The sequence below is a fragment of the Brevibacterium picturae genome (genome assembly GCF_900105045.1).
GTDB lineage: Bacteria > Actinomycetota > Actinomycetes > Actinomycetales > Brevibacteriaceae > Brevibacterium > Brevibacterium picturae.
Map to the genome: position 1 here is coordinate 4,093,072 of NZ_LT629739.1, position 25,608 is coordinate 4,118,679.

Sequence of the window (25,608 nt, forward strand, 5' to 3'; positions counted from 1 at the left end):
CCCAACACAGACGAACGGAGAAGATCAGTGGCAGACAGCATTGACTGCGCGGGAGAGACCATTCCTTGGAAACAGGGACTGACCGGCACGGAGATCTTCTCCACGGACCGCACGGTCGTTGCAATGTGGCTCGACGGACAGCCTGTCGACCTCAGCCGCGAACTCGCCGCAGGTGACCAGATCGCACCGATCTCCATTGATTCCCCGGCAGGCCTCGACATCTTGCGCCACTCGGCCGCGCACGTTACTGCTCAGGCCGTCCAGGACCTCTTCCCCGAAGCGAAGCTGGGTATCGGCCCCTACATCACCGACGGCTACTACTTCGACTTCGACGTGGCCGAGCCCTTCACCCCTGAGGACCTCAAAGCGATTCAGAAGAAGTCTGCCCAGATCGTCAAGGCCGGCCAGACCTTCAACCGTGTCGTCGTCACCGAGGGCGAGGCGAAGGCGCGCATGGCCAACGAGCCGTACAAGCTCGAGCTCATCACGGACAAGGGCGCAGGCTCCGACGATTCGGCCTCCGTCGAGGTCGGCACCGGCGAGCTCACCGTCTACGAGAACGTCGACCGCAAGGGTGAAGTCGTCTGGCAGGACCTCTGCCGTGGCCCGCACCTGCCCACCACCAAACTGATCGGCAACGGGTTCGCCGTGACTCGCTCATCTGCGGCCTATTGGCGCGGAGATCAGGCCAATGCGAGCCTGCAGCGCGTCTACGGCACGGCCTGGGCTTCGAAAGAGGACCTCAAGGCCCACCAGGACCGTCTCGCAGAGGCAGAGCGCCGCGACCACCGCAAGATCGGTGCCGAACTCGACCTGTTCTCCTTCCCCGAAGAACTCGGCTCCGGTCTGCCCGTCTTCCACCCCAAGGGCGGAGTCATCAAACGCGAGATGGAGGACTACGTCCGCGCCCGCCACATCGAAGAGGGATTCGAGTACGTCGGCACTCCGCACATCTCGAAGGAGGCTCTCTACTACACCTCCGGGCACCTGCCGTACTACGGCGAGAACATGTTTCCGCCGATCTCCGTTGACGAGGTCCACGACGAGAACGGTGAGATCGTCAAGGAGGGCACCCCATACCGCCTCAAGGCGATGAACTGCCCAATGCACAACCTCATCTACCGTTCACGGGGCCGTTCGTACCGTGACCTGCCGCTGCGCCTCTTCGAATTCGGCACCGTCTATCGTGACGAGGCCTCCGGAGTCGTCCACGGCCTCACCCGCGTGCGTGCCCTGACTCAGGATGACTCCCACTCCTACGTGGCGCAGGAGGACGCCGGGAAGGAGATCCGTCACCTGCTCGAATTCGTCCTCAGCCTGCTGCGTGACTTCGGACTCGACGACTTCTACCTCGAACTCTCGACTCGCGATGAAGAGGGGAAGAAGAAGGACAAGTTCATCGGCTCGGACGAGCAGTGGGCCGAAGCCACGCAGGTCCTCGAAGAGGTCGCGTTGGAGACCGGCCTCGAACTCGTCCCCGATCCCGGCGGAGCCGCGTTCTACGGACCCAAGGTCTCCGTCCAGGCCCGCGATGCCATCGGCCGGACCTGGCAGATGTCGACCGTGCAGCTCGACTTCAACCAGCCGGAGCGCTTCGGTCTGGAATATCAGGCCGCCGACGGTACGCGCAAACAGCCGGTGATGATCCACTCGGCGAAGTTCGGATCCATCGAACGGTTCATGGGTGTGCTCATCGAACACTATGCGGGCGCATTCCCCGTCTGGCTGGCTCCGGTCCAGGTCACCTGCATCCCGGTGGCCGAGGAGTTCAACGACTACCTCGCCGAGGTGGCAGCTCAGCTCAAGGCTGCCGGCGTTCGCGTCGAGATCGACGACAGTGACGATCGGTTCCCGAAGAAGATCCGGAATGCCTCGAAGTCGAAGGTTCCCTTCGTGCTCATCGCCGGTGGAGAAGACCGCGACGCCGGCGCCGTGTCGTTCCGTTTCCGCAACGGTGAGCAGGACAACGGCGTATCGGTCGCCGAGGCTGTCACCAGGATCGTCGAATCCGTCGAAACCAAGGCCCAGGTATGACCCAGGACCCACACAACCACCTCGGCGAGGGCGGCTCCGATCATTTCGGAGGCATGCCCGAGCCCGAGGCGGCTGCGGGCTTTCCGGGTGAGCCCGATGGCTTCCAGAGGCTGTGGACACCGCATCGGATGGTCTACATCGGGGGACAGGACAAGCCCAAGGATTCGGGAATCTCCGAGTGCCCGTTCTGCAGCGCACCGACGAAGTCCGATGAACAGGGCCTGATCGTCGCCCGCGGTGACGAGGTGTACGCGGTGCTCAACCTGTACCCGTACAACCCGGGCCACCTCCTCATCTGCCCCTACCGGCACGTCGCGGACTACACGGACCTCAGTGAATCGGAGACAGCGGAACTCGCGCGTTTTTCGCAGAAGGCGATGACCGTGATCCGCGCCGTCTCATCCCCGGACGGATTCAACCTGGGAATGAACCAAGGACCCGTTGCAGGTGCCGGAATCGCCGCGCACCTGCATCAGCACATTGTGCCCAGATGGGGTGGGGACTCGAACTTCCTCCCCGTCGTGGCACAGACCAAAGCTCTGCCGCAGGTGCACGCCGATGTGCAGGCAGCGCTGTCAAAGGAATGGAACAGATGAATCCCGAAGATCTCGACTCCCTCGCCGAATACTCCTCCCCACTGCTGCGCGGCAGCGAAGCCGTCATCACGATCACCCGCCCCGACCTGGAGTCCAACAGCTACCTCTCGCAGCTGTTCGCGCTGTCGGGGGAGTCCTCAAGGCGGCTGACCCACAATTGGCGGGACTCTGCCCCCGAAGTTCACAGCAGTTGGTCCGGCTACCTCAGCGCAGGTAAGAAGGAGTCCGGGCAACTGTACGTCGGCTCCTGCCTCGAAACGGCTCATCGGATCACGGACAATCACCTCGGCGTCTCCGAGTTCGCGCTCGATGACGCAGGCGCACGGGCGCTCTATGTCGCACGGGTGGCCGAGCCGGGACGCTACGGCCAGGACGACGACATTCCCGCCGGTGAGGAAGCGCCACGGCGAATCACCTCGGCGGCCTATCTCAGCAATGGGCTCGGGTACACGAATGACCGTCCGGCACGGGCCTTCCTCGTCGATCTCGTCGAACCCGGACTCGGGAAATCCGGCATCACCGGAGGTGCCGAAGTTCCGTTGTCGACGCTCCTGGAGACCCCGGAGTCCGATGTCCGCGACCCCCAGTTCTCGCCGAGTGGAGACCGGGTCAGTGTGATCTCCTCACTCGCACCCGACCAGGGTGAGCCCGACCTGCGCTCGACCGTGTGGGTGCTTGGCGGCTCGAGTCCGGAGGCCCTGACGCTGCCGCGGATGAGCGTGAACCTGCACCGATGGATCGACGACGAGACAGTGCTGCTCGTCGGCAACGAACTGACCCGGGACGAACTCGACTTCGTCGGGCAGATGCCGGGACTCTTCGTCCACGATACGACTCAGGGCACGACACGGCGCCTGACCGACCCGGAGACCGTCGCGGTCGCCTCGATCCGGCCTCAAATCGTCGGCCACGGCATCGACGGCTCAGTCCTGGCCGATGCTTGTGTCATCGCTGCGGTGGACACGGATGGTGCCTGTCGGATCATTTCGATCGACCTGGCGGCTGAGAACCGTGTGCTGGGCGAACTGGATTTCCTCACCGACGACACGGCCGTCGTCAACGGCTTCGACGTCGACGGGGGCAGCCTCGTCTGGACAGGGGAGACGCCCACGAACCCTGCCGTCCTCAACCGGGTCCGGATCTCCGACAGCGGCGCGCCAGTCACGGACAGTGGCGCCGCAGTCACGGACGGCGCGACGGTCAGGGCTCATCCGGCGCCCGCGAATTCCGTCCTCCCGCAGCTCCTCCGCGTCGACGGTGAGGGTGGGTCCATCACCGGGTGGGTGGCGAAGCCGACTGGTCAGGGACCGTTCCCCGTCATCCTCAATATCCACGGTGGGCCGTTTGCCCAGTACACGCACGGGTGGTTCGACGAAACCCAGGTGCTCACCTCGGCGGGATATGCCGTGGTCTACGCGAACCCGAGAGGCTCCGGCGGCCGCACCCGTGCATGGGGGACTGCGGTGCAGGGGAACATGGCGGCCCCGGCGATGGCCGACGTCCTCGCGGTGCTCGACCACGCGCTGGCCGGCGATTCCCAGCTCGACCCCAGCCGCCTCGGCGTCCAAGGCGGTTCCTACGGTGGTTATCTCACTGCGATGATCACGGCCAATGATCATCGTTTCCGGGCGGCGATCGTCGAACGCGGCTACCTCGATCCCGACAGCTTCGTCGGCACCTCCGATATCGGCCGGTTCTTCACTGAGGAATACACCACACGTGACCGGCAGGCCATTGCCCAGCAGTCCCCGTTGGCGCACGCCTCGCAGGTGCGCACACCCAGCCTGGTGATGCATTCGGAACTCGACTTCCGCTGTCCGCTCGAACAGGCTCAGCAGTACTATGCCGCACTGCAGCGGGCCGGTGTGGACACCGAGCTGCTCATCTTCCCGGGGGAGAACCACGAGCTGTCCCGTTCGGGCCAGCCTCGGCATCGTCGGCAGCGCTTCGAAGCGATGCTCGACTGGTGGGATCAGCATCTGGGCGGGGACGTCGATGCGAATCTCGACGATCCGACCACCTCGGGGATCCGCTGAACCGATGACCAGCTCATCCGCCTCCGAGGCGTTCACCCTGCCCCACCTGACCCGGGCCAGATCTCGGCGCCGGTCGGTGATTCGTCACAGTGCATCCCACCGGCTTGGTCGCTTGGGCACTTCCCGATATTGTTCTGTCGGTGACGATTGCGGTCTTGCCGATTGCTTGCCGCTTCACTATTCTGCACAAACTGCGTCCGTCCATCGTCAACTCCTGGAGAACCATGAAACCTCGTAAAGCCTCACGGGTCGTATTACTCAATGAGCGCGACGAGGTTCTCCTGATTCGAGCGCGTGACCTGCTCACGCCCACGCACCAGTGGTGGATGACGTGCGGCGGCGGTTCCGAGCTGGGTGAGTCGGCGGCTCAGACCGCGGCCCGTGAACTCGCCGAGGAGACCGGACTGGAATGCGAACCCGGCGAACTCATCGGCCCGTTGGCGACTCGCGACGAAGTCTTCGAATTCACGGAGAAATCGCTGCATCAGCACGAGACCTACTTCGCATTCCGCACGAATGAGGACATCGAACTCGAGGACGCTGTCTGGACGGACATCGAGAAGCGCAGCCTGCTCGAATTCCGGTGGTGGTCCCGCGAAGAGCTGATGGCCACGACCGAGACGATCTATCCGAAGGATCTGCTCAACCTCATGGATCTCGTCACGGCGGGCTCTGTGCCCGACGTGCCCCTCGTCATCGACTGAGCGTATAGACTCTAGGGGCTGTATCTATAGGAAGGAACACCAGTGTCAGGTCATTCCAAGTGGGCAACGACTAAACACAAAAAGGCCGCCATCGATTCGAAGCGGGCCAAGCTCTTCGCCAAGCTGATCAAGAACATCGAGGTTGCCGCTCGCAACGGTGGGGCTGATCTCGAAGGCAACCCGACGCTGTTCGACGCCGTTCAGAAGGCGAAGAAGAACTCGGTTCCCGCCGACAACATCACCCGTGCGGTCAAGCGCGGCGGTGGCCTCGACGGTTCCGCCGTGAACTACGAGAACATCCTGTACGAGGGCTACGCAGCCGGCGGTGTGGCCCTGCTCATCGAGTGTCTGACCGACAACCGCAACCGTGCAGCCTCAGAGGTCCGTGTGGCCGTCACACGCAACGGCGGCACCATGGCAGACCCCGGATCGGTGACGTACAACTTCAACCGCAAGGGTGTCATCATCGTTCCCGCAGAAGGGACCGATGAGGACTCGATCGTCATGGCCACCCTGGACGCCGGTGCTGAAGAGGTCAAGGACGAGGGCGAGACCTTTGAGATCATCTGTGAGGCAACCGACCTGGTGGACGTGCGCACTGCACTCGTCGATGCAGGCATCGACTACGACTCGGCAGAGGCATCCTTCGTACCCGGAATCGAAGTCAGCTTGGATGCGGACACTGCCAGCAAGGTCTTCAACCTCATCGATGCGCTCGAAGACAGTGATGAGGTTCAGAATGTCTACTCGAACGCTGACGTCAGTGACGAGGTTCTCGCCGAACTTGATTCCTGATGAGAATCCTCGGTGTTGATCCCGGTCTGACCCGGTGCGGGCTCGGTGTCATCGACACCCTGTCCGCCCGCAAGGCCAGAATGATCTCCGTCGACGTGCTGCGGACACCGTCCACGGACTCGGTGGACCTGCGTCTGGGCGCCCTCGCCGAGGCGTTCGACAGCTGGATGGACACCTATCGTCCCGATGTCGTGGCGATCGAGCGCGTATTCGCCCGCAACGACGTCTCCACGATCATGGGCACCGCCCAGGTCTCCGGCCTGACCATGGGACTTGCCGCCAGGCGCGGACTGCCGGTGGCGATGCACACCCCCTCAGAGGTCAAAGCCGCCATCACCGGCTCGGGACGAGCAGACAAGAAACAGGTCACGAACATGGTGACCCGGATACTCGAGCTCGACGCGCCGCCGAAACCAGCGGATGCGGCCGACGCCCTGGCGATTGCGATCTGCCACTCGTGGCGCGGAGCACTCAGTGCACAGTCGACCCCCGGTGCGAACAAAGACCTGAATGAACGCAAGAGCGGCGGACGCCAAGGCACAGGTCTGACGAAGGCACAGGAGCAGTGGGCCAAGGCCCTTCGCAACGCTAAGTAGGCATGCTCGCATCTGCCGGCTGGCCGGCGACATCACCGCGACGGGACTGAGCCTTGGTATCGTCGGTATGTCGAGTCGGGCGCTCCGACACGAGCTGATAGCCTGGATTCGTACATGTGTTCCCACTTGAAAGGCAGACCGTGATCAGTTTTCTCAGCGGTACGGTCCATCGCATCGCAGCTGACCACCTCGTCATTCTCACCTATGGTGTCGGACGCAAAGTCAACGTCACACCGGATACCCTTTCAAGCACTCGTCACGGTGCGGATATCGAACTCGTGACCACCCTGGTCGTCCGTGAAGACTCCATGACCCTGTTCGGTTTCGGGACCGAAGACGAAAACCATACCTTCGAGGTTCTGCTGTCGATCTCCGGAATCGGTCCACGATTGGCGATGGCGATTCTGTCGGTGATGGGGCCGGACGAACTCGCTGCCGCGATTTCAAATCAGGATGCCAATGCGCTGACTCGCGTCCCGGGTATCGGCAAGAAGGGCGCTTCCCGAATCATCCTCGAACTCGAGAACAAACTGCCGAAGCTCGCCGCATCTGAGCCGGGGCCGCAGCTGTCGTTCGGTGGGGCGAATCAGCAGGTCGTCGATGCGCTGGTCGGTCTTGGATGGAAAGAGGCTCAAGCCGCTGACGTCGTGCAGGAAGTGGTCAAGGATCTCGGCCAGAATGCTGGCACATCGACGCTGCTGAAGGCCGCTCTCAAGGTTCTGGGTGCCAGGAAGTGACGAGTTCTTCTGACGGCGGGAACGCCTCCTACGAAATGGACTTCGGCGATCAGAACCTGACGGGTGCCGAAGAGGAACGCTTGGTCTCGGGCCGCGCCGAAACAGCTGAACAGGACGCGGAAGCCGCCCTTAGACCCAAGGGCCTCCAGGACTTCATCGGCCAGCCACAGGTCCGCGAGCAGCTTTCACTGGTCCTCGATGCTGCGAAGGCGCGACACAGGGCCCCTGACCACGTGCTGCTCTCTGGACCTCCCGGACTGGGCAAGACGACCCTGGCAATGATCATCGCGCATGAGATGCAGTCCAGTCTGCGCGTGACGTCCGGTCCGGCAGTGCAGCACGCGGGGGATCTTGCAGCGATCCTCTCCTCCCTGGAGGAAGGCGAAGTCCTATTCGTCGACGAGATCCATCGGATGGCTCGCGCCGCCGAGGAGATGCTCTATGTCGCGATGGAGGATTTCCGTGTCGACGTCATCGTCGGCAAGGGACCCGGTGCCACAGCAATCCCACTGGACCTTCCCCATTTCACGCTGGTCGGAGCGACAACTCGCTCCGGGCTCCTTCCTGCCCCTCTGCGAGACCGTTTCGGCTTCACCGGACTCCTGGACTTCTACTCCAGCAGCGATCTCCTGACCGTTCTGAAACGGTCGGCGCACATGCTCGGAATCGAAGCAGACCTTGCGGGCCTGAAAGAGATCTCTACCCGCTCTCGCGGAACTCCGCGCGTTGCGAACCGGCTTCTGCGCAGGGTCAGAGACTGGGCGCAGGTACGCGGCACGGGCGTCATCGACGAAGCCGCAGCACTCGCTGCGCTCACGGTCTACGAAGTCGACGAACTCGGCCTGGATCGTCTTGACCGTTCTGTGCTGCAAGTGCTGTGCAAACGCTTCGCCGGAGGGCCGGTCGGTCTCGGAACCATTGCAGTGTCCGTCGGAGAAGAGGCCGATACCGTCGAAACCGTATCGGAACCCTACCTTGTGCGAGAAGGACTGATCAGTCGCACGCCGCGGGGTCGGGTCGCGACGTCCGCGGCCTGGAAGCACCTGGGAATGCAGATCCCAGCAAACTATGAGTTCTGATCCGGGCAATTGAGTTCGCCTTGAGTACTGACGACGAACTAAGGTAGTGGACTGGTTCATTCTTATGAAAGGTAGATACCTGTGGATTTATTGATCCCTCTCGCGCTTGCTGCGCTGCTTATTTTTTTCCTGTTCAATTCTCGGCGTAAGCAGAAGGCGCGTGCAGAGGAGATCAAGACCGGACTGGTTCCCGGCGCAACGGTGATGACGACATTCGGCGTCTTCGGCACCGTTCTGTCCATCGACGATGAGAACAATCAGGTCACTCTCGAGTCGGGCCCCGGCACCGTTCTCCGCGTTCACCGCCAGGCCATCGGTCAGATCAGTAATCCAGAGGCTGGGGGCGCTGCCGCTGATGGGGCTGTCGCCGGCTCTGCAGGTGCCGCCGATGACGCCCAGAGTACCGAAGCTCCGGCAATCACCGATGCGGAACTCGATGCCATGAATGAACGCAAGCGGGCTGAGGGCAGCACTGACGATTCAGAACTCGCAGCCGACGACATCGACGCTGAACTGAACGCCAACGATGAGCAGGTTGACGCAGACGACGCAGAAGCCGCCAGCTCCGACAAGACGGCCGGGTCCCCGCCCGACGACGAAGTTGCGGATGACTCCGGTGACACCGATGCAGGCGCATCCGACGCCGATTCCTCCGACCCGGATAACAACAAGAAGAACTGACTTCGCTCACTGCACTCAATCGAAAGCTGAAACGTGTCCGATATTGAAGAAAAGCCACGTCCTGGTTTGCGCTTCCTGTGGCTGTCGATCGTCACTGCGGTGCTCCTGGCCGTCATCGGCGGCGGCGTCGTGTGGTCCGATGCCACAACCACTCCGAAGCTCGCTCTGGACCTCGAGGGCGGAACCTCGATCATCCTCGAGCCCCAGGTTTCGGAGGACACGGATATCAGCCAAGAGCAGCTTGACCAGGCCGTGTCGATCATCCGACAGCGCGTGGATTCGACCGGTGTGTCCGAAGCTGAGATCACGACTCAGGGTGATCGCAACATTGTTGTGAACCTGCCGGGCAACCCGGACGAGGAGACACGCAACCTGGTTCGCTCGTCCGCCCAGCTCGTCTTCCGACGAGTCGCTCTCGTGGGTGACCCTCGGTCTCAGGAGCAGATCCAGAAGGAGCAGGAGAAGAGCGGCGGGGGAGAGCAGCAGCAGGATCCTTCCGAAGGTCTCACTGATGAGCAGAAGAAACGGCTCGAGGACCTGACCGGCGGCAGTTCCGGAGCCCAATCGGATGCTGGTGCCCAAGGCGATGCCAGTGGACAGGGCAGCGCCGGAACACAGGGCCAGGACAGCGCAGACGCACCTGCAGGCGGCGGTGAAGTCTCCAACGCAGGTGGAAACGTTCCTGGACCGGCAGCTAAGGACGCCGAGAAGTCAGCCCAGAAGAGCGGCGAGCAGGCATCCGGAGAGAGTGGTTCCGGCACAGGCGAGGACACGAAGGTCACCGACACGACACCGCGGCCACTCTTCGATCCCGAGAAGGACACCGACAAGTGGCAGACCGACGCCATCATCAAGAAGTACTCGGAACTCGACTGCACCGATCCGAAGAACCGGACCGGCGGACAGCAGAAGCCATCTGATGAACCCGTCGTCGCCTGTGGCACGGACGGACAAGCCAAGTACATCCTGGGTCCCGTCGAACTCTCGGGCGAGCATCTCGCAGATGCCAGCGCCGGCTATGCGGCCGGCGCAAACGGCGTCCAGACCAACCAGCCTGCAGTGAACCTCGAGTTCGACAGTGTCGGGCGTGAGATCTTCAAACAGATCACGTCGGACATCACCGGAAAGCAGCAGCCCTACAACCAGTTCGCCATCACGCTGGATGGAAACGTGCTGTCGGCACCGTCATCAAATGCGGCGATCACCGACGGCAATGCCCAGATCACGGGTCAGTTCACTCTCGACGAGGCGCAGACACTGGCCGATCAGCTCAAGAACGGTTCTCTGCCGTTGAGCTTCCAGGTCCAGAGTGAAAACCAGATCTCACCGACGCTGGGCACGAACTACCTCAACATCGGTCTGCTCACGGGTCTCGTCGGACTCCTGCTCGTCGTCGTCTATTCGCTGTTGCAGTACCGGGTCCTCGGCCTCGTGACTGTCTCGAGCCTCGTTGTCGCCGGTGTCCTGACATACCTCCTGCTGCTTTTGGCATCATGGAGGTACGGCTACCGGCTGTCCCTGGCAGGTGTCGCCGGTATCATCATCGGCATCGGCATGGCAGCCGACTCGTTCATCGTGTACTTCGAACGCGTCAGAGACGAATTGCGCAGCGGGAGAAAACTGCTCTCCGCTGTCGAAGTCGGATGGGATCGTGCCAAACGCACGATCTGGGCGTCCAAGGCAGTGAACATGCTCGCCGCGGTCATCCTCTACGTCTTGGCTGTCGGATCCGTGCGCGGGTTCGCCTTCACGCTGGGCCTGACAGTGATCATCGACGTGCTCATCGTCTTCCTGTTCACACACCCGATGCTGGAAGTGCTCGCCCGCACCAAATTCTTCGGTCAAGGGCACCCGATGTCGGGCATGGATCCTCGATTGCTGGGCGTCAAGCCCGCTTCGTATCGTGGCGCTCTCAATCTCAGCATCGATGACTCCGAGAAGTCGGCAGAGGGACGTCGCCGGGAGAAGGCACGAACCCGGAAGGCGGGAATGTCCGCCGATGCCGAGGCGGAATCGGCCGAGGCATCGACCGTTGCGTCTTCGGCTGCGGCGCAAGAAGCTCCAGAGTTGTCCTCCGTGTCCTCCGACTCGGCGGTCAGCTCAGATGAAACGGTCTGGGGTCAGTCACGTGGCACCACCACGACGGCTGAACGCTCGAAGGAAGAACGTTCCTCCGATCCCGACGATGGAACAGATCCGAAGGCATCGAAGCCGACCAAGGCTGAGAAGAAGTCGAAGAAGAAGCCCAAGTCCCCGGCCGAGTCGGGACGAAACGGCAGCACGATCGCAGAGCGAAAGGCGGCTGCGAAGAAGGCCGCCGAGGATTCTGCCGACAAGGGCAAGGAGGCAGACAAGTGAAACGGTTCTTTGCCTGGGGCAACCGGCTCCACAACGGTGAGTCGTCCATTCCCTTCGTGGGAAAGGCCAAACTCTGGCTGATGATCACCGGCGTTCTGGTGCTGCTGTCGCTGCTCGTGCCGCTGATCGCAGGATTCAACTTCGGCATCGCCTTCAAGGGCGGGTCACAGTTCCAGATCGACCACGTCTCGGACACCTCGCCGAAGAAGGGCGAGGACCTCGTCTCTGATGTCGTCGCCGATTCCGAACCACGTCTGACTCCCACGGGCGACACCGCTGTGAAGATCGAGACGAACCAGCTCAGCGATGACCAGATGCAGGAAGTCCGTGACGCCCTCGTCGGCGGATACGACGTCAAAGTCGAAGACGTCACCTCGACGTTCGTCGGCCCCGAGTGGGGCCAGGACGTCACTGAGAAGATGCTTCGGGCGTTGGTGATCTTCGTCGGCATCGCGATGATCGTGATGGCGCTGTACTTCCGGACCTGGAAGATGTCGTTGGCCGCGATCGTCGGATTGTTCGTCGTGATGATCGTGACGACGGGCATCTACTCCGCGACAGGATTCGAGATCACCCCGGAAGCCGTGATCGGTTTCCTCACGGTCTTGAGCTTCTCTCTCTACGACACAGTGGTGGTCTTCGACAAGATCAGGGAGAATACGACTCGGTTCAAGGACAAACGCAACCTCAAGTTCTCCGAATTGGTCAACCTCGGCGTCAACCAGACAACGGTTCGTTCGATCAACACATCGGTGGTGTCGGTGCTGCCGATCGCGTCGATTCTGTTCATCGGTGTGTTCCTGCTCGGTGCCGGAACCCTGGTCGACATCTCTCTGTCGCTGTTCATCGGTACGATTGTGGCAGCAGCGTCGACATTGTTCGTCGCCAGCCCTCTCTACGCGTTGCTGCGGGCCAACGAACCTGCGGTCAAGGAGCAGGAAGAGGCTGTTCGTGAATTACGCTTGAAGAACGGAGCAGAAGATGTTCCACCGGTGATTCACGCTGAAGTCTGAGTAGAATTCGAGGACTGAGCAGAAAGGGGATGTCATGGCTTCTTCCGCCGATTCGCGCCGCCCGCGAGGCATCTCCCGCTTAGCCTGGTGGGCGGCCAGGGCGCAGAACAACCCTGGCTACCCACGTGTCCTTGGTCCGATGATCAGGGCGCTGCAGTCCAACCACCCCAAGTCCGACATCGACCTGGTCGTCCGGGCCTATAAGATCGCCGAGCAGGCTCATCGGGGTCAGACGCGGAAATCGGGCGATGACTACATCACCCACCCCGTGGCGGTGGCGACGATCCTGGCCGAGATCGGTATGCTGCCGGTCACCCTCGCTGCTGCGCTGCTCCATGACACCGTCGAAGACACCTCGTATTCGCTGAAGGAGCTGACGGACGAGTTCGGTCCCGAGGTCGCAGGAATGGTCGACGGGGTGACCAAGCTCGACAAACTCACCTACGGGGAATCCGCGCAGTCCGAGACCGTGCGGAAGATGATCGTGGCGATGGCCAAGGACATCCGGGTCCTCGTCATCAAACTCGCAGATCGTCTGCACAACGCCCGCACCTGGCGTTTCGTTCCCGCTTCGTCAAGCACGAAGAAGGCTCGGGAAACCCTCGAGATCTACGCCCCATTGGCTCACCGCCTAGGCATGAACACGATCAAATGGGAACTTGAGGACCTGTCCTTCCAGGTCCTCCACCCCAAGGTCTACGACGAAGTGGTGCGGCTCGTCGCCGATAGGGCGCCCGAGCGTGAGAAGTACTTGGCCACGGTCTCCAATGAGCTCCAAACGGAGTTGGTGCAGTCCAGCATCGAAGCCGCGATCACCGGGCGGCCGAAGCACTACTACTCGATCTATCAGAAGATGGTCGTGGCCGGGCACGAATTCGCTGACATCTACGACCTTGTCGGGGTACGGGTTCTCGTCGAGACTGTTCGGGAATGCTATGCCACACTCGGCATCGTCCACGCCCGTTGGAACCCCGTGCCAGGTAGGTTCAAAGACTACATTGCGATGCCGAAGTACAACATGTACCAGAGCCTGCATACGACGGTGATCGGCCCGAACGGGAAACCCGTAGAGATCCAGATTCGCACCCATGAAATGGATCGCCGAGCCGAATTCGGTGTGGCCGCCCACTGGAAGTACAAGGATCGGCGCAATCCGTCCAAGGCTGTGACATCGAACACCGCACGTTCGGTCAAGGTCTCCGACGCCGGTGAGGTTGATGACGCAGCATGGCTGCGCCAGCTGCTGGAATGGCAGCGCGAAGTCAGCGACCCCGACGAATTCCTCGACAACCTGCGCTACGAGGTGAATTCGAAAGAGGTCTACGTCTTCACCCCCAAGGGGGACGTAATGAGCCTGCCGGCAGGAGCAACGCCGGTCGACTTCTCGTATGCGGTCCACACCGAGGTCGGTCACAAGACGATGGGCGCACGGGTCAACGGACGCCTGGTCGCGCTGGACACCGAACTGAAGAACGGCGACTCGGTCGAAGTCTTCACCTCGAAAGATGAGAATGCGGGTCCCAGCCGTGACTGGCTGGGCTTCGTCAAGAGCCCACGCGCCCGCAGCAAGATCCGCCAGTGGTTCTCCAAGGAGCGCCGTGAGGAAGCGATCGAGAACGGTCGCGAACAGCTGGCACGTGCGATGCGTCGGCATACCCTCTCCGCCTCGGCGCTGATGAGCCAGGAGGCGCTGCAGGTGGTGGCCACAGAGCTGCGCCTGCCCGATGTCACCGCCCTCTACGCCGCGATCGGCAATGGAGTGAGCTCGGCTGCCCATGTTGTCGATCTGTTGGCCAAGGAGGTCGCAGGCGAAGAAGATGAGCCGGTTCTGCCGCCGTCGCCGCGCAATCGCACCGGACAGTCCTCGGGGCACCATTCCTCGTCCGGGGGAGTGACAGTCAGAGGCGTCGACGACGTCCTCGTGAAGCTCGCTCGATGCTGCACACCGGTGCCAGGCGACGAGATCCTCGGATTCGTCACCCGCGGTTCGGGCGTGTCCGTGCACCGAGTCGACTGCCCCAACATCGGCTCCCTCGAACGGGAGCCCGAACGGATGGTCGACGTCTCCTGGGGCGAGAAGACCAGCGGCATCTACCTTGTCCAGATCCAGGTGGAGGCACTCGATCGCTCCGGTCTGCTCTCAGACATCACCAAGGTCCTCACCGAGACCCACGTCAACATCCTGTCCGCCACGGTCGCCACGTCCCGAGCCCGAGTTGCTCAGTCGAAGTTCGTCTTCGAGATGAGCGACGCCACCCACCTCGATACAGTGCTCTCAGCAGTTCGCAAGGTCGAAGGTGTCTTCGACGTCTACCGCATATCCGGCGGCTGACTGATGCTGCGTCAGCCACGGTCTGATGCGGCACAGATGCGCTCGAAGACGCTTCGCATCTGGGCCACATACGGTCTGCGAGAGACCTCTGCCAGATACAACCGGAACCGCTGTCTGGCTCTGCCGGGAAGTTCATCGATGAGATTCTTCACAGCCTGGGCCGAGCGATCGTCGGGGCAGTGCAGGTGGGGAAGCAGCAGGTCGTAGAGCGTTCTCTCCGCAGTGGTGATGGGGTGATCGTTGATGAGCTCCCATTCGTCCTGCGCAATCGTGAGCTCATGGACGACGATCTCGCACCCGTCGACGTAGCGCCGCCTCGGATAGGTGATGAACGTCAGCGGACTCGGGGCCCTGCCGAGACCGCTGTGGACCCACCAGGCGATGTCGTGGGAGAGCACAAGGCGCGGCGGGATCTGCGCATGCAGTGCAGCCATGCGGTCCTCCGAGCTGAGAACAGCACCCTTGCGGACCCACGTGGACTCGGTCAGTCGCGTCAGCAGACCGTCCAGTGTCAGCTCGGTGAGGTGCTCGTAGCTGTAGTCACGCAGATGAAACATCGCCTCCATACAGCCACTATTGGCTGTATGGAGGCGATGTTCAAGACCGAGGAATCAATCTGTGGATAAACCGCGACTCATGCTCGGTTGTCTGTGGAAACCGAGTCTGCTCGTCTCGGCAGCCGTCATCAGCTCAGCTCGGCGGCTGTCTGAGCCAACTGGTCTCGCCAAGCGCGACGCGCGTCGAGAGCCGACTGCGCCTCTGCAACGGCCTTCTCATCACCGCTGGACTTGGCCTTCTCGAACTTCTGCTCCAACTCGGCGATCGAATCATCGAGTTGGCTCAGCGCACCGGACGTGCGAGCCTTGGTCTCCGGGTTGCTGCGCTTCCACTCAGCGTCCTCTGCGTCGGAGAGTGCGCGTTCGACCTCACGCAGTCCGTTCTCCATACGAGAGACATCGGCACGAGGCACCTTGCCGGCAGCTTCCCATTCGTCCTGAATGACGCGCAGCTCCTTCTTCGCCACGCCGACATCACCGATCGGCAGCAGGCCCTGCGCCCTGGCCAGGATGGCCTCTTTGACCTCGAGGTTGCCCTTGTACTCCTCGTCGACCGCAGCATTCTCTGCATCTCGAGCGGAGAAGAAGACGTCCTGGGCTGCACGGAAGCGAGCCCATAGAGCGTCATCGTCCTTGCGTGAGGCCCGGGGAGCCTTCTTCCACTGGCTCATCAGGTCCTTGTACTTCTGGGACACCGTGCGGAAGTCGGTCGAATCCGACAGAGATTCCGCCTCGGCCACGATCTTCTCCTTGATCCGCTTGCCCTCGGAGTTCTGTTTGTCGAGTTCAGCGAAGAATTCCTTGCGCTTGTGCTCGAACGTGTTCCGAGCCTGTGAGAAGCGGCCCCACAGCTCTTGGTCCACGGCGCGCGGCAGCCGGGGGCCGCTGCGCTGCATGTCCTTCCACTGGCCGAAGAGCTCACGCAGACGTGCCCCGGACTGCTTCCACTGGATCTTCGCGGGATCGCGCTTGGCCAGTGATTCCGCCTCGGCGACGATCTCTTCGCGTTCCTCAGCCGCTTCGAGTTTCGCTGCCTCTGCGCGTGCCGCCTGCTTCGACTCGGTGGCCTGCGCATCCGAGATCAGGGTGTCCAACGTGGCGGAGAGGCCCTTGAGGTCGCCGACGACATTGGCTTCGGGCAGAGTCTGCTGCAGAGTCTTCGCAGCGGAGACCACCTCGCGACCTGGGGCACCGGCTGAGAGACGGTTGCGGAGAAGCGCCGCGTTCTCGACGAGTTCGACGTATTTCTTTGCGAAGTACTCCAGGGCCTCGTCAGGGCTGGCATCGGGGTACTGCCCGACCGCACGCTCGCCGTCAGCAGTGACGACGAAGACATTGCCCTCCTGATCTGCTCGACCGTGCTCCGTTGCGCGCCGGACTTCCGCATCATGATCAACGGTGGTCCCGGTCACGGTCTGGGCCGCCTGCGGGCGGGGCAGAGAGGACGGGCGCGGGACCGGCTTCGGGGTCGGGGTCGACATGATTCTCACCTTGTTTCCATCGGTCGAACCTGCAGGGCTCTGTGCCGGCAGATCACTCGATTTCCTGATTGACGTTATCCCAGCATAACCAAGCCCCAGGCTCTGGATAGACTTTGAGCATGGATGTATTTGCAACCCGTGCCGAATTCCTCGAAGTCAACTGCTACGCCGTGCGTGCCGAAGGCCATGACGACGCCATATTCGTCGACTCGGGATTCGACTGCGCACCCGGTCTGGCTGAAATCGTTGAGGAGGAGAATCTGGTGCCTCGCGCCGTCTTCCTCACCCATGGTCACCCGGACCACATCCTTGGCCTGACAAACGTCCTGTCCCGTTGGGAAATGCCCGTCTACCTCGGTGCTCCCGACCGCTACCGTCTGGACAGACCCGCCGAGACCTTGAGCCCGCAGTTCGCACCGATGCTCGAACCCCTCGTCAAGGACTGGACAGCACCCGAGGTCAACGCCCTCCTCGACGCACAGACAGTGGAAGTCTCCGGACTCACCATCACGGCTGTGGCCGCACCCGGACACACCGAAGGCTCGACCCTGCTGCGGGTGCAGGCCGATGGGGAAGAGATCATCTTCACCGGTGATGTGGTCTTCGCCGGGGCGATCGGCCGGGTCGACCTCCCGGGAGGAGACGCCTCGGCGATGGCGGAATCGCTGCAGGCGTTCACGACGCTGCCCGACGTTCCCATCTATCCTGGACACGGCCCAGGCTCCCGAGTCGGTCACGAACTGGCGACGAATCCGTTCTTCTAGAGCAGACGAACCGACCGCAGTCAGCACCCCGAACACCATCAGAGACAAAGAGCACCAAGGAGAACAATGGCGAAGTCAGCCCGACTGTCCGGATTCCCAGAACGGCTTCCCGCGGAACGCGTGATCGAGACGTCGATCATCGACGTCCTCGCACACACCTTCGCACTGCATGGGTACTCGGCCCTCAACCACCGGGCAGTCGAGCCGATCAGCCAGCTGGCCAAGGACGGGGAGATCGACAAGGAGATCTTCGCCGTCAGCCGACTGCACTCCGAAGGCACGGAGCGCAACCCCCTGGGACTCCATTTTGATCTGACGGTGCCGCTGGCCCGGTTCATCGCCGATAACGCGAACGAACTGAGCTTTCCGTTCAGAGCCGCTCGCGTCCAACCGGTGTGGCGCGGTGAACGCCCGCAGCAGGGCCGATACCGCGAGTTCATCCAGGCCGATATCGATGTCATCGCCGAGGCGGAGCTGCCCAGCCACTTCGAAGTCGAGATTCCGCTCGCTGTCGCCGATGCCTTCAGCCGGTTGGCTCCGCTGGGCGTGCCCGGAGTCAAGATCGTGGTCAACGATCGCCGACTGCTCGAAGGGTTCGCCCGCGGCATCGGACTGACCAACATTCAGGCCGTGCTGCGCTGCCTCGACAAGTACGACAAGATCGGCCCGGCCGAGGTGGGCAAGCTGTTGGCCGCCGAAGCCGGTGCGAACGAGGAACAGCAGCGACTGTGCCTGGAACTGGCCGCGATCGAATCGGATTCACCTGACTTCGCCGATGATGTGCGTGCACTCGGAGTCGAGCACCCCCTGCTCGATGAGGGGCTTGCGTCACTGACCACGATGCTTCGCGCCGCCCATGAGAGGGCACCGGGCGTGGTGGTGGCACAGCTGAAGATCGCACGCGGACTCGACTACTACACCGGCGCCGTCTACGAGACGCAGCTGATCGGGCATGAAGAACTGGGCTCGGTCGCCTCGGGCGGTCGCTACGACTCGCTCGTCACGGTCGGGAAGAAGAGCTACCCCGGCGTCGGTATGTCGATCGGCGTCTCCCGGCTGATGGCCTTCATCCTCGATCCTGACAGCGGCATCAAGGCCACTCGCGGGACCCCCTCGGCAGTGGTCGTCGCGGTGACCGATGAGGACAAACGCAGCGAAGCCGACGTGGTGGCCACGGCTCTGCGTGGCCGCGACATCGCCTGCGAGGTATCACCGAGTGCTGCGAAGTTCGGCAAGCAGATTCGCTATGCGGAGCGTCGCGGGATCCCCTTCGTGTGGTTCACCGATGGTGAGTCCGGTCACGAGATCAAGGACATCCGCTCCGGAGACCAGGCTCCTGCAGACCCGGCGACCTGGGAGCCTGTCGACGCCGACCGCAGTCCACGGGTCTACAGAGACTGACCACCCTGACCCCAAGACTGCCCTGACTCAGGAGCCGTTCGCGGGCGGGTCGGGTGCCAGGGAGCCGTCCGGGGCGATGTGGTCGAAGATCTCTCGCACCATCGAGACCACGTGCGGGTCATCGACGGTGTAGAAGATCCGGCGCCCGTCCCGACGGGAGGAGATCAGGCCCGCCAGTCTCATCTTCGCCAGGTGCTGGCTCACGGTGGGCACGGCCGCACCGATCGCCTCGGCGAGGGACGAGACGTCGAGTTCTTGATTGACCAGCGTCCAGACCAGACGCAGCCGCGTGCCGGAGGCGAGCATGCGGAAGGTTTCCGCCGCCACCTCGACCTGCGCCGAGGTGGGGTCGGCTCCCGCATCGGAGTCGGGATCGCCTGTGCCCATGCCGCCAATGCTCATGTCATCCTCTTCCTCGTCCCGCGCGGCAGGTGACCTGCAGTGGGCCATGCCGGTAATCGAGTGGCGAGCGACTATCATTGTTCACGCGCTGCCACATAAACATCGTAAAGGAGCCCTAGGTGCTGCGAAGCCATGAAACCGGAAGCCTGCGAGCCACACATGCAGGACAGACCGTCACCCTGACCGGGTGGGTCGATCGTCGTCGCGATCACGGAGGTGTCGCCTTCATCGATCTGCGTGACGCATCGGGGATCGTTCAGGTAGTCGTCCGCGAGGACGATGCGCATGCACTGCGAAACGAGACAGTGGTCAAGGTCACCGGCACCGTGTCCCAGCGGCCCGAGGGCAACACCAACGCCAATCTGCCCACCGGCGACATCGAGGTCATCGACACCAGCGTCGAGGTCCTCAGTCCGGCCGAGGCTCTGCCCTTCCAGGTCTCCGACCACGCCGAGGACGCCGGCACCGTCGGCGAGGAGACCCGCCTGCGCTACCGCTACCTCGACCTGCGCCGCTCCGGGCCGGCCGCGACCATGCGTCTGCGATCGGCGGCGAACAAGGCAGCACGCTCGGTCCTCGACGAGCAGGACTTCCTCGAGATCGAGACCCCGACCCTGACCAAGTCGACCCCTGAAGGTGCCCGCGACTTCCTGGTGCCCGCGCGTCTGCAGCCCGGTTCCTGGTATGCCCTGCCGCAGTCCCCGCAGCTGTTCAAGCAGCTTCTGCAGGTGGCGGGCATGGAACGCTACTATCAGCTGGCCCGCTGCTACCGTGACGAGGACTTCCGCGCCGATCGGCAGCCCGAGTTCACTCAGCTCGACATCGAAGCCTCCTTCGTCGAGCAGGCCGACATCATCGCCCTGGCGGAGAAGATCCTCGTGGCTCTGTGGAAGCTCATCGGTCACGAGATCACGACTCCGATCCCGCACATCACCTACGCCGAGGCGATGGAGAAATACGGCAGCGACAAACCTGATCTGCGCTTCGACCTCGAGCTGCACAACCTCACCGAGTTCTTCGCCGATACTCCGTTCCGGGTCTTCCAGTCCGATTACGTCGGCTCCGTCGTCTACCCCGGTGGCGGCTCCCTGCCCCGCCGTCAGCTCGACGCCTGGCAGGACTGGGCCAAGCAGCGCGGCGCCAAGGGCCTGGCCTACGTCCTCGTGGCCGAAGACGGCACCCTGACCGGCCCCGTGGCCAAGAACATCTCCGATGCCGAAAAGGCCGGCCTCGTCGCAGCAGCAGGAGCCACCCCCGGCGACGCGATCTTCTTCGCCGCTGGTGATCCTGGCAGCTCGCGGGCTCTCCTGGGCGCTGCCCGCAATGAGATCGCCGAACGCACCGGACTCATCAAGGAAGGCGACTGGGCCTTCGTCTGGGTCGTCGACGCACCCATGTTCGAGTCCGCCGCCGATGCTCAGGCCGCGGGCGACGTCGCCGTCGGTGGGGGCCAGTGGACCGCCGTCCACCACGCCTTCACCGCTCCGAAGCCCGAATTCCTCGACACTCTCGAATCCGATCCCGGCGCTGCCCTGGCCTACGCCTACGACATCGTCTGCAACGGCAACGAGATCGGCGGCGGTTCGATCCGCATCCACCGCAAGGATGTCCAGGAACGAGTGTTCAAGATTATGGGCATCTCGGAAGAGGACGCCGAGGAGAAGTTCGGCTTCCTCCTCGAAGCCTTCAAGTTCGGTGCGCCCCCACACGGAGGCATCGCCTTCGGCTGGGACCGCATCGTGTCCCTGCTCGCCGGAGTCGACTCGATCCGCGAAGTCATCGCCTTCCCGAAGTCCGGTGGCGGCTATGATCCGCTCACCCAAGCACCCGCACCAATCACCGACGCCCAGCGCGCCGAAGCCGGTGTGGACTTCGAACCGGAAGCCGACGTCGTCGAAGCCTGATGACCGACGGTCCTGACCTCTTCTCCTCCGATGGCCCGGACCAGGGTATGCCTGGTCCGGGCGTCGGCGGTTCGCGTGCCGATTCGGGTCGTGCCCTCGATCCGCTGGCCGTGCGGATGCGTCCGCGCACCATCGCCGAGGTGGTCGGCCAGGACCATCTGACGTTCCCCGGCTCACCCTTGGTCCAACTCGTCGAGGCCAGCGGGGGAGACCGGGCCGGAGCCTCCTCGGTGATCCTGTGGGGCCCTCCCGGGGTCGGCAAGACCACGCTGGCCCATGTCATCTCCCACGCACCGGGACGGACCTTCGTCGAGCTCTCTGCCATCACCGCCGGCGTCAAGGATGTGCGGCAGGTGATCGAGAACGCCCGGCGTGAGCGCGACATGTACCAGCGCACGACCGTGCTGTTCCTCGACGAGATCCACCGGTTCTCGAAGGCACAGCAGGACGCGCTGCTGCCGGCAGTGGAGAACCGCCTCGTCGTCCTGGTGGCGGCGACGACCGAGAACCCGTCGTTCTCCATCATCTCTCCGCTGCTGTCCCGTTCGCTTCTGCTCACGCTGCGACCACTCGACGACGCCGCGATCGCCGATCTGCTCGACCGTGCCGTGGCCAGCGAACGGGGCCTGGCCGGTCAGTTCGAACTCGAGCCGGCCGCGAAGGACTTCGTCGTCCGCATCGCCGGTGCCGATGCCAGACGGTCCCTGACGATCCTCGAAGCGGCTGCCGGAATCGCCACCGCACAGGCTGAATTCGCCAAGGTCGGCGGAATCGGTGCGCACGATGACCCGGCGGACTCCGATGACGCCGAGAGCGCCGACGAGTCCGGCGCCACGGGTGACTCAGGCGACACGGATGGCTCCGGCGAAGCGACGGATGGTTCGCAGTCCGAGGACCGCCCGATCATCATCACCGAGGCCGCCTGCGCCGAGGCCAGCTCCGAAACAGTGCTGCGCTACGACAAGAACGGCGACCAGCACTACGACGTCGTCTCCGCCTTCATCAAATCGATCCGCGGCTCAGACGTCGACGCCGCACTGCACTACCTGGCCCGGATGATCGTCGCCGGGGAGGACCCCCGGTTCATCGCCCGCCGCGTCGTGATCTCGGCCGCCGAGGACATCGGGATGGCCGATCCGCAGGCATTGCCGATCGCGGTGGCGGCCTCCACAGCAGTGCAGAACATCGGCATGCCCGAAGGCCGCATCCCCCTCGCCGAGGCGGTCACCTACCTGGCGATGGCACCGAAGTCGAACGCCAGCTACCGCGCTCTCGACGCGGCGATCGCCGATGTCAAAAACGGCTTTTCGGGTCAAGTGCCGACCCATCTGCGCGACGCGCACTATCCCGGTGCCAAGGAAATCGGACACGGTGAGGGCTACAAGTACTCGCACGACCATCCGCACGGTGTCGCAGCTCAGGAATACCTGCCGGAGACACTGCGCGGGAAGCGATACTACGAGCCGACCGGCAACGGCATGGAGCGGTCCCTGGGGGAGCGGCTCGAAATGCTGCAGAGACTTCTGCGACCCTGAGGCCAACGACGGATGTCTTAGCGCTGAGCCCGCAGACACGGTAGTTCTATGCACAGGGTGAAAGCGCGCCGCAGCCACGGTCGGTGACTCGGCGCAGTAGTGGCCAAGGAGGGGCGGCGTGCAGGAGATCATCGTCACCATCGCGGTCGCCCTCGCGCTCGGTCTGGTCGCACATGAGCTGCGCATTCCACCGCTCGTCGGCTTCCTCGGCGCCGGGTTCCTGCTCCACCTCCTCGGCGCCACCGCCTTCTCGGGTCTCGGCCTGGTCTCCGACCTCGGTGTGATCCTGCTCCTGTTCACCATCGGGCTGAAGTTCGATCTGCGTTCCCTGATCCAACCCGAGGCCTATGGCACTGCCGCCCTCCATATGCTGACAAGTGTCCTCGTCGGGGCTGGCACGATCGGGCTCGCCGCGGTCATCGGGGTCGTCACCCTCGGCGGTGGTCTGCGGACCGTGGGCCTGCTCGGGTTCGCACTCTCGTTCTCGTCGACGGTCCTCGTCGTCAAGGTGCTCGAAGATCGCTCCGATGACGGTTCATACTACGGTCAGATCGCCATCGCCATCCTCGTCTTCCAAGACATCGCCGCGGTCGCCTTCATCACCGTCGCGGGGGAGGAGCCGCCGAGCCCGTGGGCCTTCGCCCTGGTTCTCCTGGTTCCCGCCTCATGGGTGCTGCGCCGCATTCTCGATCGCGTGGGACGCGGTGAACTGCTTATGCTCTTCGGCGTGGTCATGGCGCTGGGGCCGGGCTACGTCGCCTTCGAGTCCGTGGGCATCCACGGCGACCTGGGCGCCCTGGCGATGGGTCTGCTCTTCGCCAGCCATCCCAGGTCCACCGAACTGTCCAAATCCCTGTTCAGCGTCAAAGAACTTCTTCCTCGTCGCCTTCTTCGTCGAGATCGGTCTCCAGGCGGTACCGACCTGGGCCGATCTGGCACTGGCGCTGATCCTGTGCGTGGTTCTCATCCCGTTCAACTTCATCAGCTTCTATCTCATGGGCCGTCTCTTCGGTCTGCGCCATCGGACCAGCGTCCGGACCAGTCTGGCATTGAGCAATTTCTCCGAATTCGCGCTCACCGTCGTCGCCGTCGGGGTGGCCAACGGTGTCTTCGCAGACAACTGGCTGACAGTCACGGCATTGGCCGTAGCCATCGGCATGATCATCTCCTCGCTGGCCAACGCGTACAGCCTGCAGATCCTGGCCCGTCTCGACGAGATCCTGCCAGACGAGAACGAAGCCCGTCTGCGGCCCACCGACCGACCGATCGATACGGGGGCCGCCGAGGTGGTGGTGCTGGGTATGGGACGCATCGGCCCTGGCGCCTACGAACGGCTCGTCGATCGCGGCGGTCTGTCGGTCATCGGCATCGACAACGATCACCTGGTGGTGGAGGAGCTGGAACGCGAAGAATTCAATGTCCTCGAAGGCGACGCCACCGACCACAAATTCTGGCATCGACTGGTGGTCGGCGGAACGGCCCGCACGGTCATCCTGGCCATGGCGATCCACGACTCGAACACGTTCGCTCTCGACCAACTGCGGATCGCCGGTTTCGACGGCACCATCGCAGCGGTGGTGCAGCGCCAGGATCAGGCGCAGCAGTCGCCGATGCGGCAATGGAACCACCTGACGGTCGAGGACCCGAGGAAGCCGGTCACACCGAAGTGTGACCCGCAGCGCACCTGCCGGAGCCCAGCTCTCCACTGACATCTGCATTGCGCCGGGGGCTGGACTTCGGCTAAGATAGGTTGCTGTTGTGCCTGCACGCTAAAGGCGGTCGGTGCGAGCGGATCTCGACGCTCAATCCCTCTTTCCCATCCTGGGAAACAACCGTTTCGACTAGGGCGAGAACCTATGGCCGGTCGTGACACACCATATTGATGAAAGGTAATACAGTGCCAGCACCAGCACGTAACCGCCGCATGACGCGCGTCTCGCGCGCCCTCGGCATGCCGCTGACTCCGAAGGCGGAGAAGTACTTCGAGCGTCGCCCGTATCCTCCAGGCGAGCACGGCCGCGCACGTCGTCGCAATGACAGCGACTACTCGGTCCGTCTCAAGGAGAAGCAGCGTCTTCGCGCCCAGTACGGCATCCGCGAAGCTCAGATGCTCAAGATCTACAAGGAGTCCAGCCGCCTCTCCGGTCTGACCGGTGAGACCATGGTCGAACTTCTCGAATCGCGTCTCGACGCCCTGGTGCTGCGTTCGGGCTTTGCCCGCACCATCGCTCAGGCGCGTCAGTTCGTCGTGCACCGTCACATCACCGTTGACGGCCAGCGCGTCGATCGTCCTTCATTCCGCGTGAAGGAAGGCCAGACCATCCAGGTTCACGACCGCAGCGCAACGATGGATCCGTTCCAGGTTGCTGCCGCCGGTGGACACAAGGATGTTCTCCCTGCAGTTCCGGGTTACCTCAACGTCAACCTCGAAGGTCTGCAGGCCACACTGCTTCGTCGCCCCAAGCGCGAAGAGGTTCCAGTGACCGTCGACGTTCAGCTGGTCGTCGAGCACTACTCGCGCTGATCACCCCAGAGGGATCGCACGGCAGCAACTGCCCGGAACGTCGAGTTCCGGGCAGTTGTGCATTCACCCCTCAGATCGC

21 protein-coding genes and 1 pseudogene are annotated in these 25,608 nt (G+C 63.1%); 19 read left to right on the plus strand and 3 right to left on the minus strand.

Annotation, left to right across the window (positions count from 1 at the left end; all coding sequences use genetic code 11):
* Positions 1–27: 27 nt before the first annotated feature.
* The 12 genes from thrS to BLT92_RS18705 all read left to right on the plus strand — a co-directional run bounded on the left by thrS (position 28) and on the right by BLT92_RS18705 (position 14,961).
* The gene (gene thrS, locus BLT92_RS18650) at positions 28–2,034 is read left to right on the plus strand and encodes a threonine--tRNA ligase (RefSeq protein WP_092108032.1); all 2,007 of its coding nucleotides are present in this window, start codon (positions 28–30) and stop codon (positions 2,032–2,034) included.
* Positions 2,031–2,630: an HIT family protein gene (locus BLT92_RS18655; RefSeq protein ID WP_092108034.1), complete on the plus strand. Its 600-nt coding sequence runs from the start codon at positions 2,031–2,033 to the stop codon at positions 2,628–2,630. Before thrS ends, BLT92_RS18655 begins: the two co-directional genes overlap by 4 nt.
* Complete coding sequence (locus tag BLT92_RS18660) at positions 2,627–4,666, plus strand: alpha/beta hydrolase family protein (RefSeq protein WP_092108036.1); 2,040 nt, start codon at positions 2,627–2,629, stop codon at positions 4,664–4,666. The genes BLT92_RS18655 and BLT92_RS18660 overlap by 4 nt, the downstream gene beginning before the upstream one ends.
* A gap of 224 nt (positions 4,667–4,890) precedes the next feature.
* Positions 4,891–5,370, plus strand: coding sequence for an NUDIX hydrolase (locus BLT92_RS18665; protein WP_231938914.1), 480 nt, complete (start codon positions 4,891–4,893; stop codon positions 5,368–5,370).
* A 42-nt stretch (positions 5,371–5,412) separates the two neighbouring features.
* Positions 5,413–6,165, plus strand: a complete 753-nt coding sequence (locus tag BLT92_RS18670) for a YebC/PmpR family DNA-binding transcriptional regulator (RefSeq protein WP_092108038.1) — start codon at positions 5,413–5,415, stop codon at positions 6,163–6,165.
* Positions 6,165–6,761, plus strand: coding sequence for a crossover junction endodeoxyribonuclease RuvC (gene ruvC / locus BLT92_RS18675; RefSeq protein ID WP_092108040.1), 597 nt, complete (start codon positions 6,165–6,167; stop codon positions 6,759–6,761). Before BLT92_RS18670 ends, ruvC begins: the two co-directional genes overlap by 1 nt.
* 140 nt (positions 6,762–6,901) lie before the next feature.
* Positions 6,902–7,498, plus strand: coding sequence for a Holliday junction branch migration protein RuvA (gene ruvA, locus BLT92_RS18680; protein ID WP_172802634.1), 597 nt, complete (start codon positions 6,902–6,904; stop codon positions 7,496–7,498).
* A gap of 35 nt (positions 7,499–7,533) precedes the next feature.
* On the plus strand, positions 7,534–8,577 hold the full coding sequence (gene ruvB, locus BLT92_RS18685) for a Holliday junction branch migration DNA helicase RuvB (protein WP_092108044.1): 1,044 nt from the start codon (positions 7,534–7,536) through the stop codon (positions 8,575–8,577).
* 81 nt (positions 8,578–8,658) lie between these two features.
* Positions 8,659–9,258, plus strand: a complete 600-nt coding sequence (locus BLT92_RS18690) for a preprotein translocase subunit YajC (RefSeq protein WP_231938915.1) — start codon at positions 8,659–8,661, stop codon at positions 9,256–9,258.
* Positions 9,259–9,291: 33 nt separating this feature from the next.
* Positions 9,292–11,616: a protein translocase subunit SecD gene (gene secD, locus BLT92_RS18695; protein WP_231938916.1), complete on the plus strand. Its 2,325-nt coding sequence runs from the start codon at positions 9,292–9,294 to the stop codon at positions 11,614–11,616.
* A complete protein-coding gene (secF, locus tag BLT92_RS18700) occupies positions 11,613–12,629 on the plus strand; it encodes a protein translocase subunit SecF (RefSeq protein WP_092108050.1) in 1,017 nt (338 codons plus the stop codon). The genes secD and secF overlap by 4 nt, the downstream gene beginning before the upstream one ends.
* A 34-nt stretch (positions 12,630–12,663) precedes the next feature.
* Positions 12,664–14,961, plus strand: coding sequence for a RelA/SpoT family protein (locus BLT92_RS18705; protein ID WP_092108052.1), 2,298 nt, complete (start codon positions 12,664–12,666; stop codon positions 14,959–14,961).
* Positions 14,962–14,972: 11 nt separating this feature from the next.
* Here the strand turns inward: BLT92_RS18705 and BLT92_RS18710 are convergent, their stop codons facing one another.
* Together BLT92_RS18710 and BLT92_RS18715 are read right to left on the minus strand one after the other, a co-directional pair.
* The gene (locus tag BLT92_RS18710) at positions 14,973–15,527 is read right to left on the minus strand and encodes a hypothetical protein (protein WP_231938917.1); all 555 of its coding nucleotides are present in this window, start codon (positions 15,525–15,527) and stop codon (positions 14,973–14,975) included.
* A gap of 119 nt (positions 15,528–15,646) precedes the next feature.
* Entirely contained in the window at positions 15,647–16,999 is a 1,353-nt protein-coding gene (locus BLT92_RS18715) for a DUF349 domain-containing protein (protein WP_092108054.1), read from the minus strand.
* A 119-nt stretch (positions 17,000–17,118) separates the two neighbouring features.
* Between BLT92_RS18715 and BLT92_RS18720 the strand changes: the two genes are divergently transcribed.
* Both BLT92_RS18720 and hisS read left to right on the plus strand, forming a co-directional pair.
* Positions 17,119–17,763, plus strand: coding sequence for an MBL fold metallo-hydrolase (locus BLT92_RS18720; protein ID WP_092108056.1), 645 nt, complete (start codon positions 17,119–17,121; stop codon positions 17,761–17,763).
* Between the two features lie 66 nt (positions 17,764–17,829).
* Positions 17,830–19,164 carry a histidine--tRNA ligase gene (gene hisS, locus BLT92_RS18725; RefSeq protein ID WP_092108058.1) on the plus strand — a complete coding sequence of 445 codons (1,335 nt, stop codon included), beginning with the start codon at positions 17,830–17,832 and terminating at the stop codon, positions 19,162–19,164.
* Positions 19,165–19,191: 27 nt separating this feature from the next.
* Here hisS and BLT92_RS18730 read toward each other — a convergent pair whose 3' ends face one another.
* The gene (locus BLT92_RS18730; protein ID WP_092108060.1) at positions 19,192–19,566 is read right to left on the minus strand and encodes an ArsR/SmtB family transcription factor; all 375 of its coding nucleotides are present in this window, start codon (positions 19,564–19,566) and stop codon (positions 19,192–19,194) included.
* A gap of 119 nt (positions 19,567–19,685) precedes the next feature.
* Between BLT92_RS18730 and aspS the strand changes: the two genes are divergently transcribed.
* The 5 genes and pseudogenes from aspS (at position 19,686) to rpsD (ending at position 25,529) form a co-directional block, all read left to right on the plus strand.
* Positions 19,686–21,470, plus strand: coding sequence for an aspartate--tRNA ligase (gene aspS, locus BLT92_RS18735; protein ID WP_092108062.1), 1,785 nt, complete (start codon positions 19,686–19,688; stop codon positions 21,468–21,470).
* Positions 21,470–23,005, plus strand: coding sequence for a replication-associated recombination protein A (locus tag BLT92_RS18740; RefSeq protein WP_092108064.1), 1,536 nt, complete (start codon positions 21,470–21,472; stop codon positions 23,003–23,005). The genes aspS and BLT92_RS18740 overlap by 1 nt, the downstream gene beginning before the upstream one ends.
* A 118-nt stretch (positions 23,006–23,123) precedes the next feature.
* Positions 23,124–24,114, plus strand: a pseudogene (locus tag BLT92_RS20985) (cation:proton antiporter domain-containing protein); the annotation flags it as partial.
* A 192-nt stretch (positions 24,115–24,306) separates the two neighbouring features.
* Complete coding sequence (locus tag BLT92_RS21160; RefSeq protein WP_231939178.1) at positions 24,307–24,714, plus strand: NAD-binding protein; 408 nt, start codon at positions 24,307–24,309, stop codon at positions 24,712–24,714.
* Positions 24,715–24,929: 215 nt separating this feature from the next.
* Positions 24,930–25,529 (plus strand): 30S ribosomal protein S4, encoded by a 600-nt coding sequence (rpsD, locus tag BLT92_RS18750; protein ID WP_172802701.1) that lies wholly within the window; start codon positions 24,930–24,932, stop codon positions 25,527–25,529.
* The last annotated feature ends 79 nt before the right edge of the window (positions 25,530–25,608 follow it).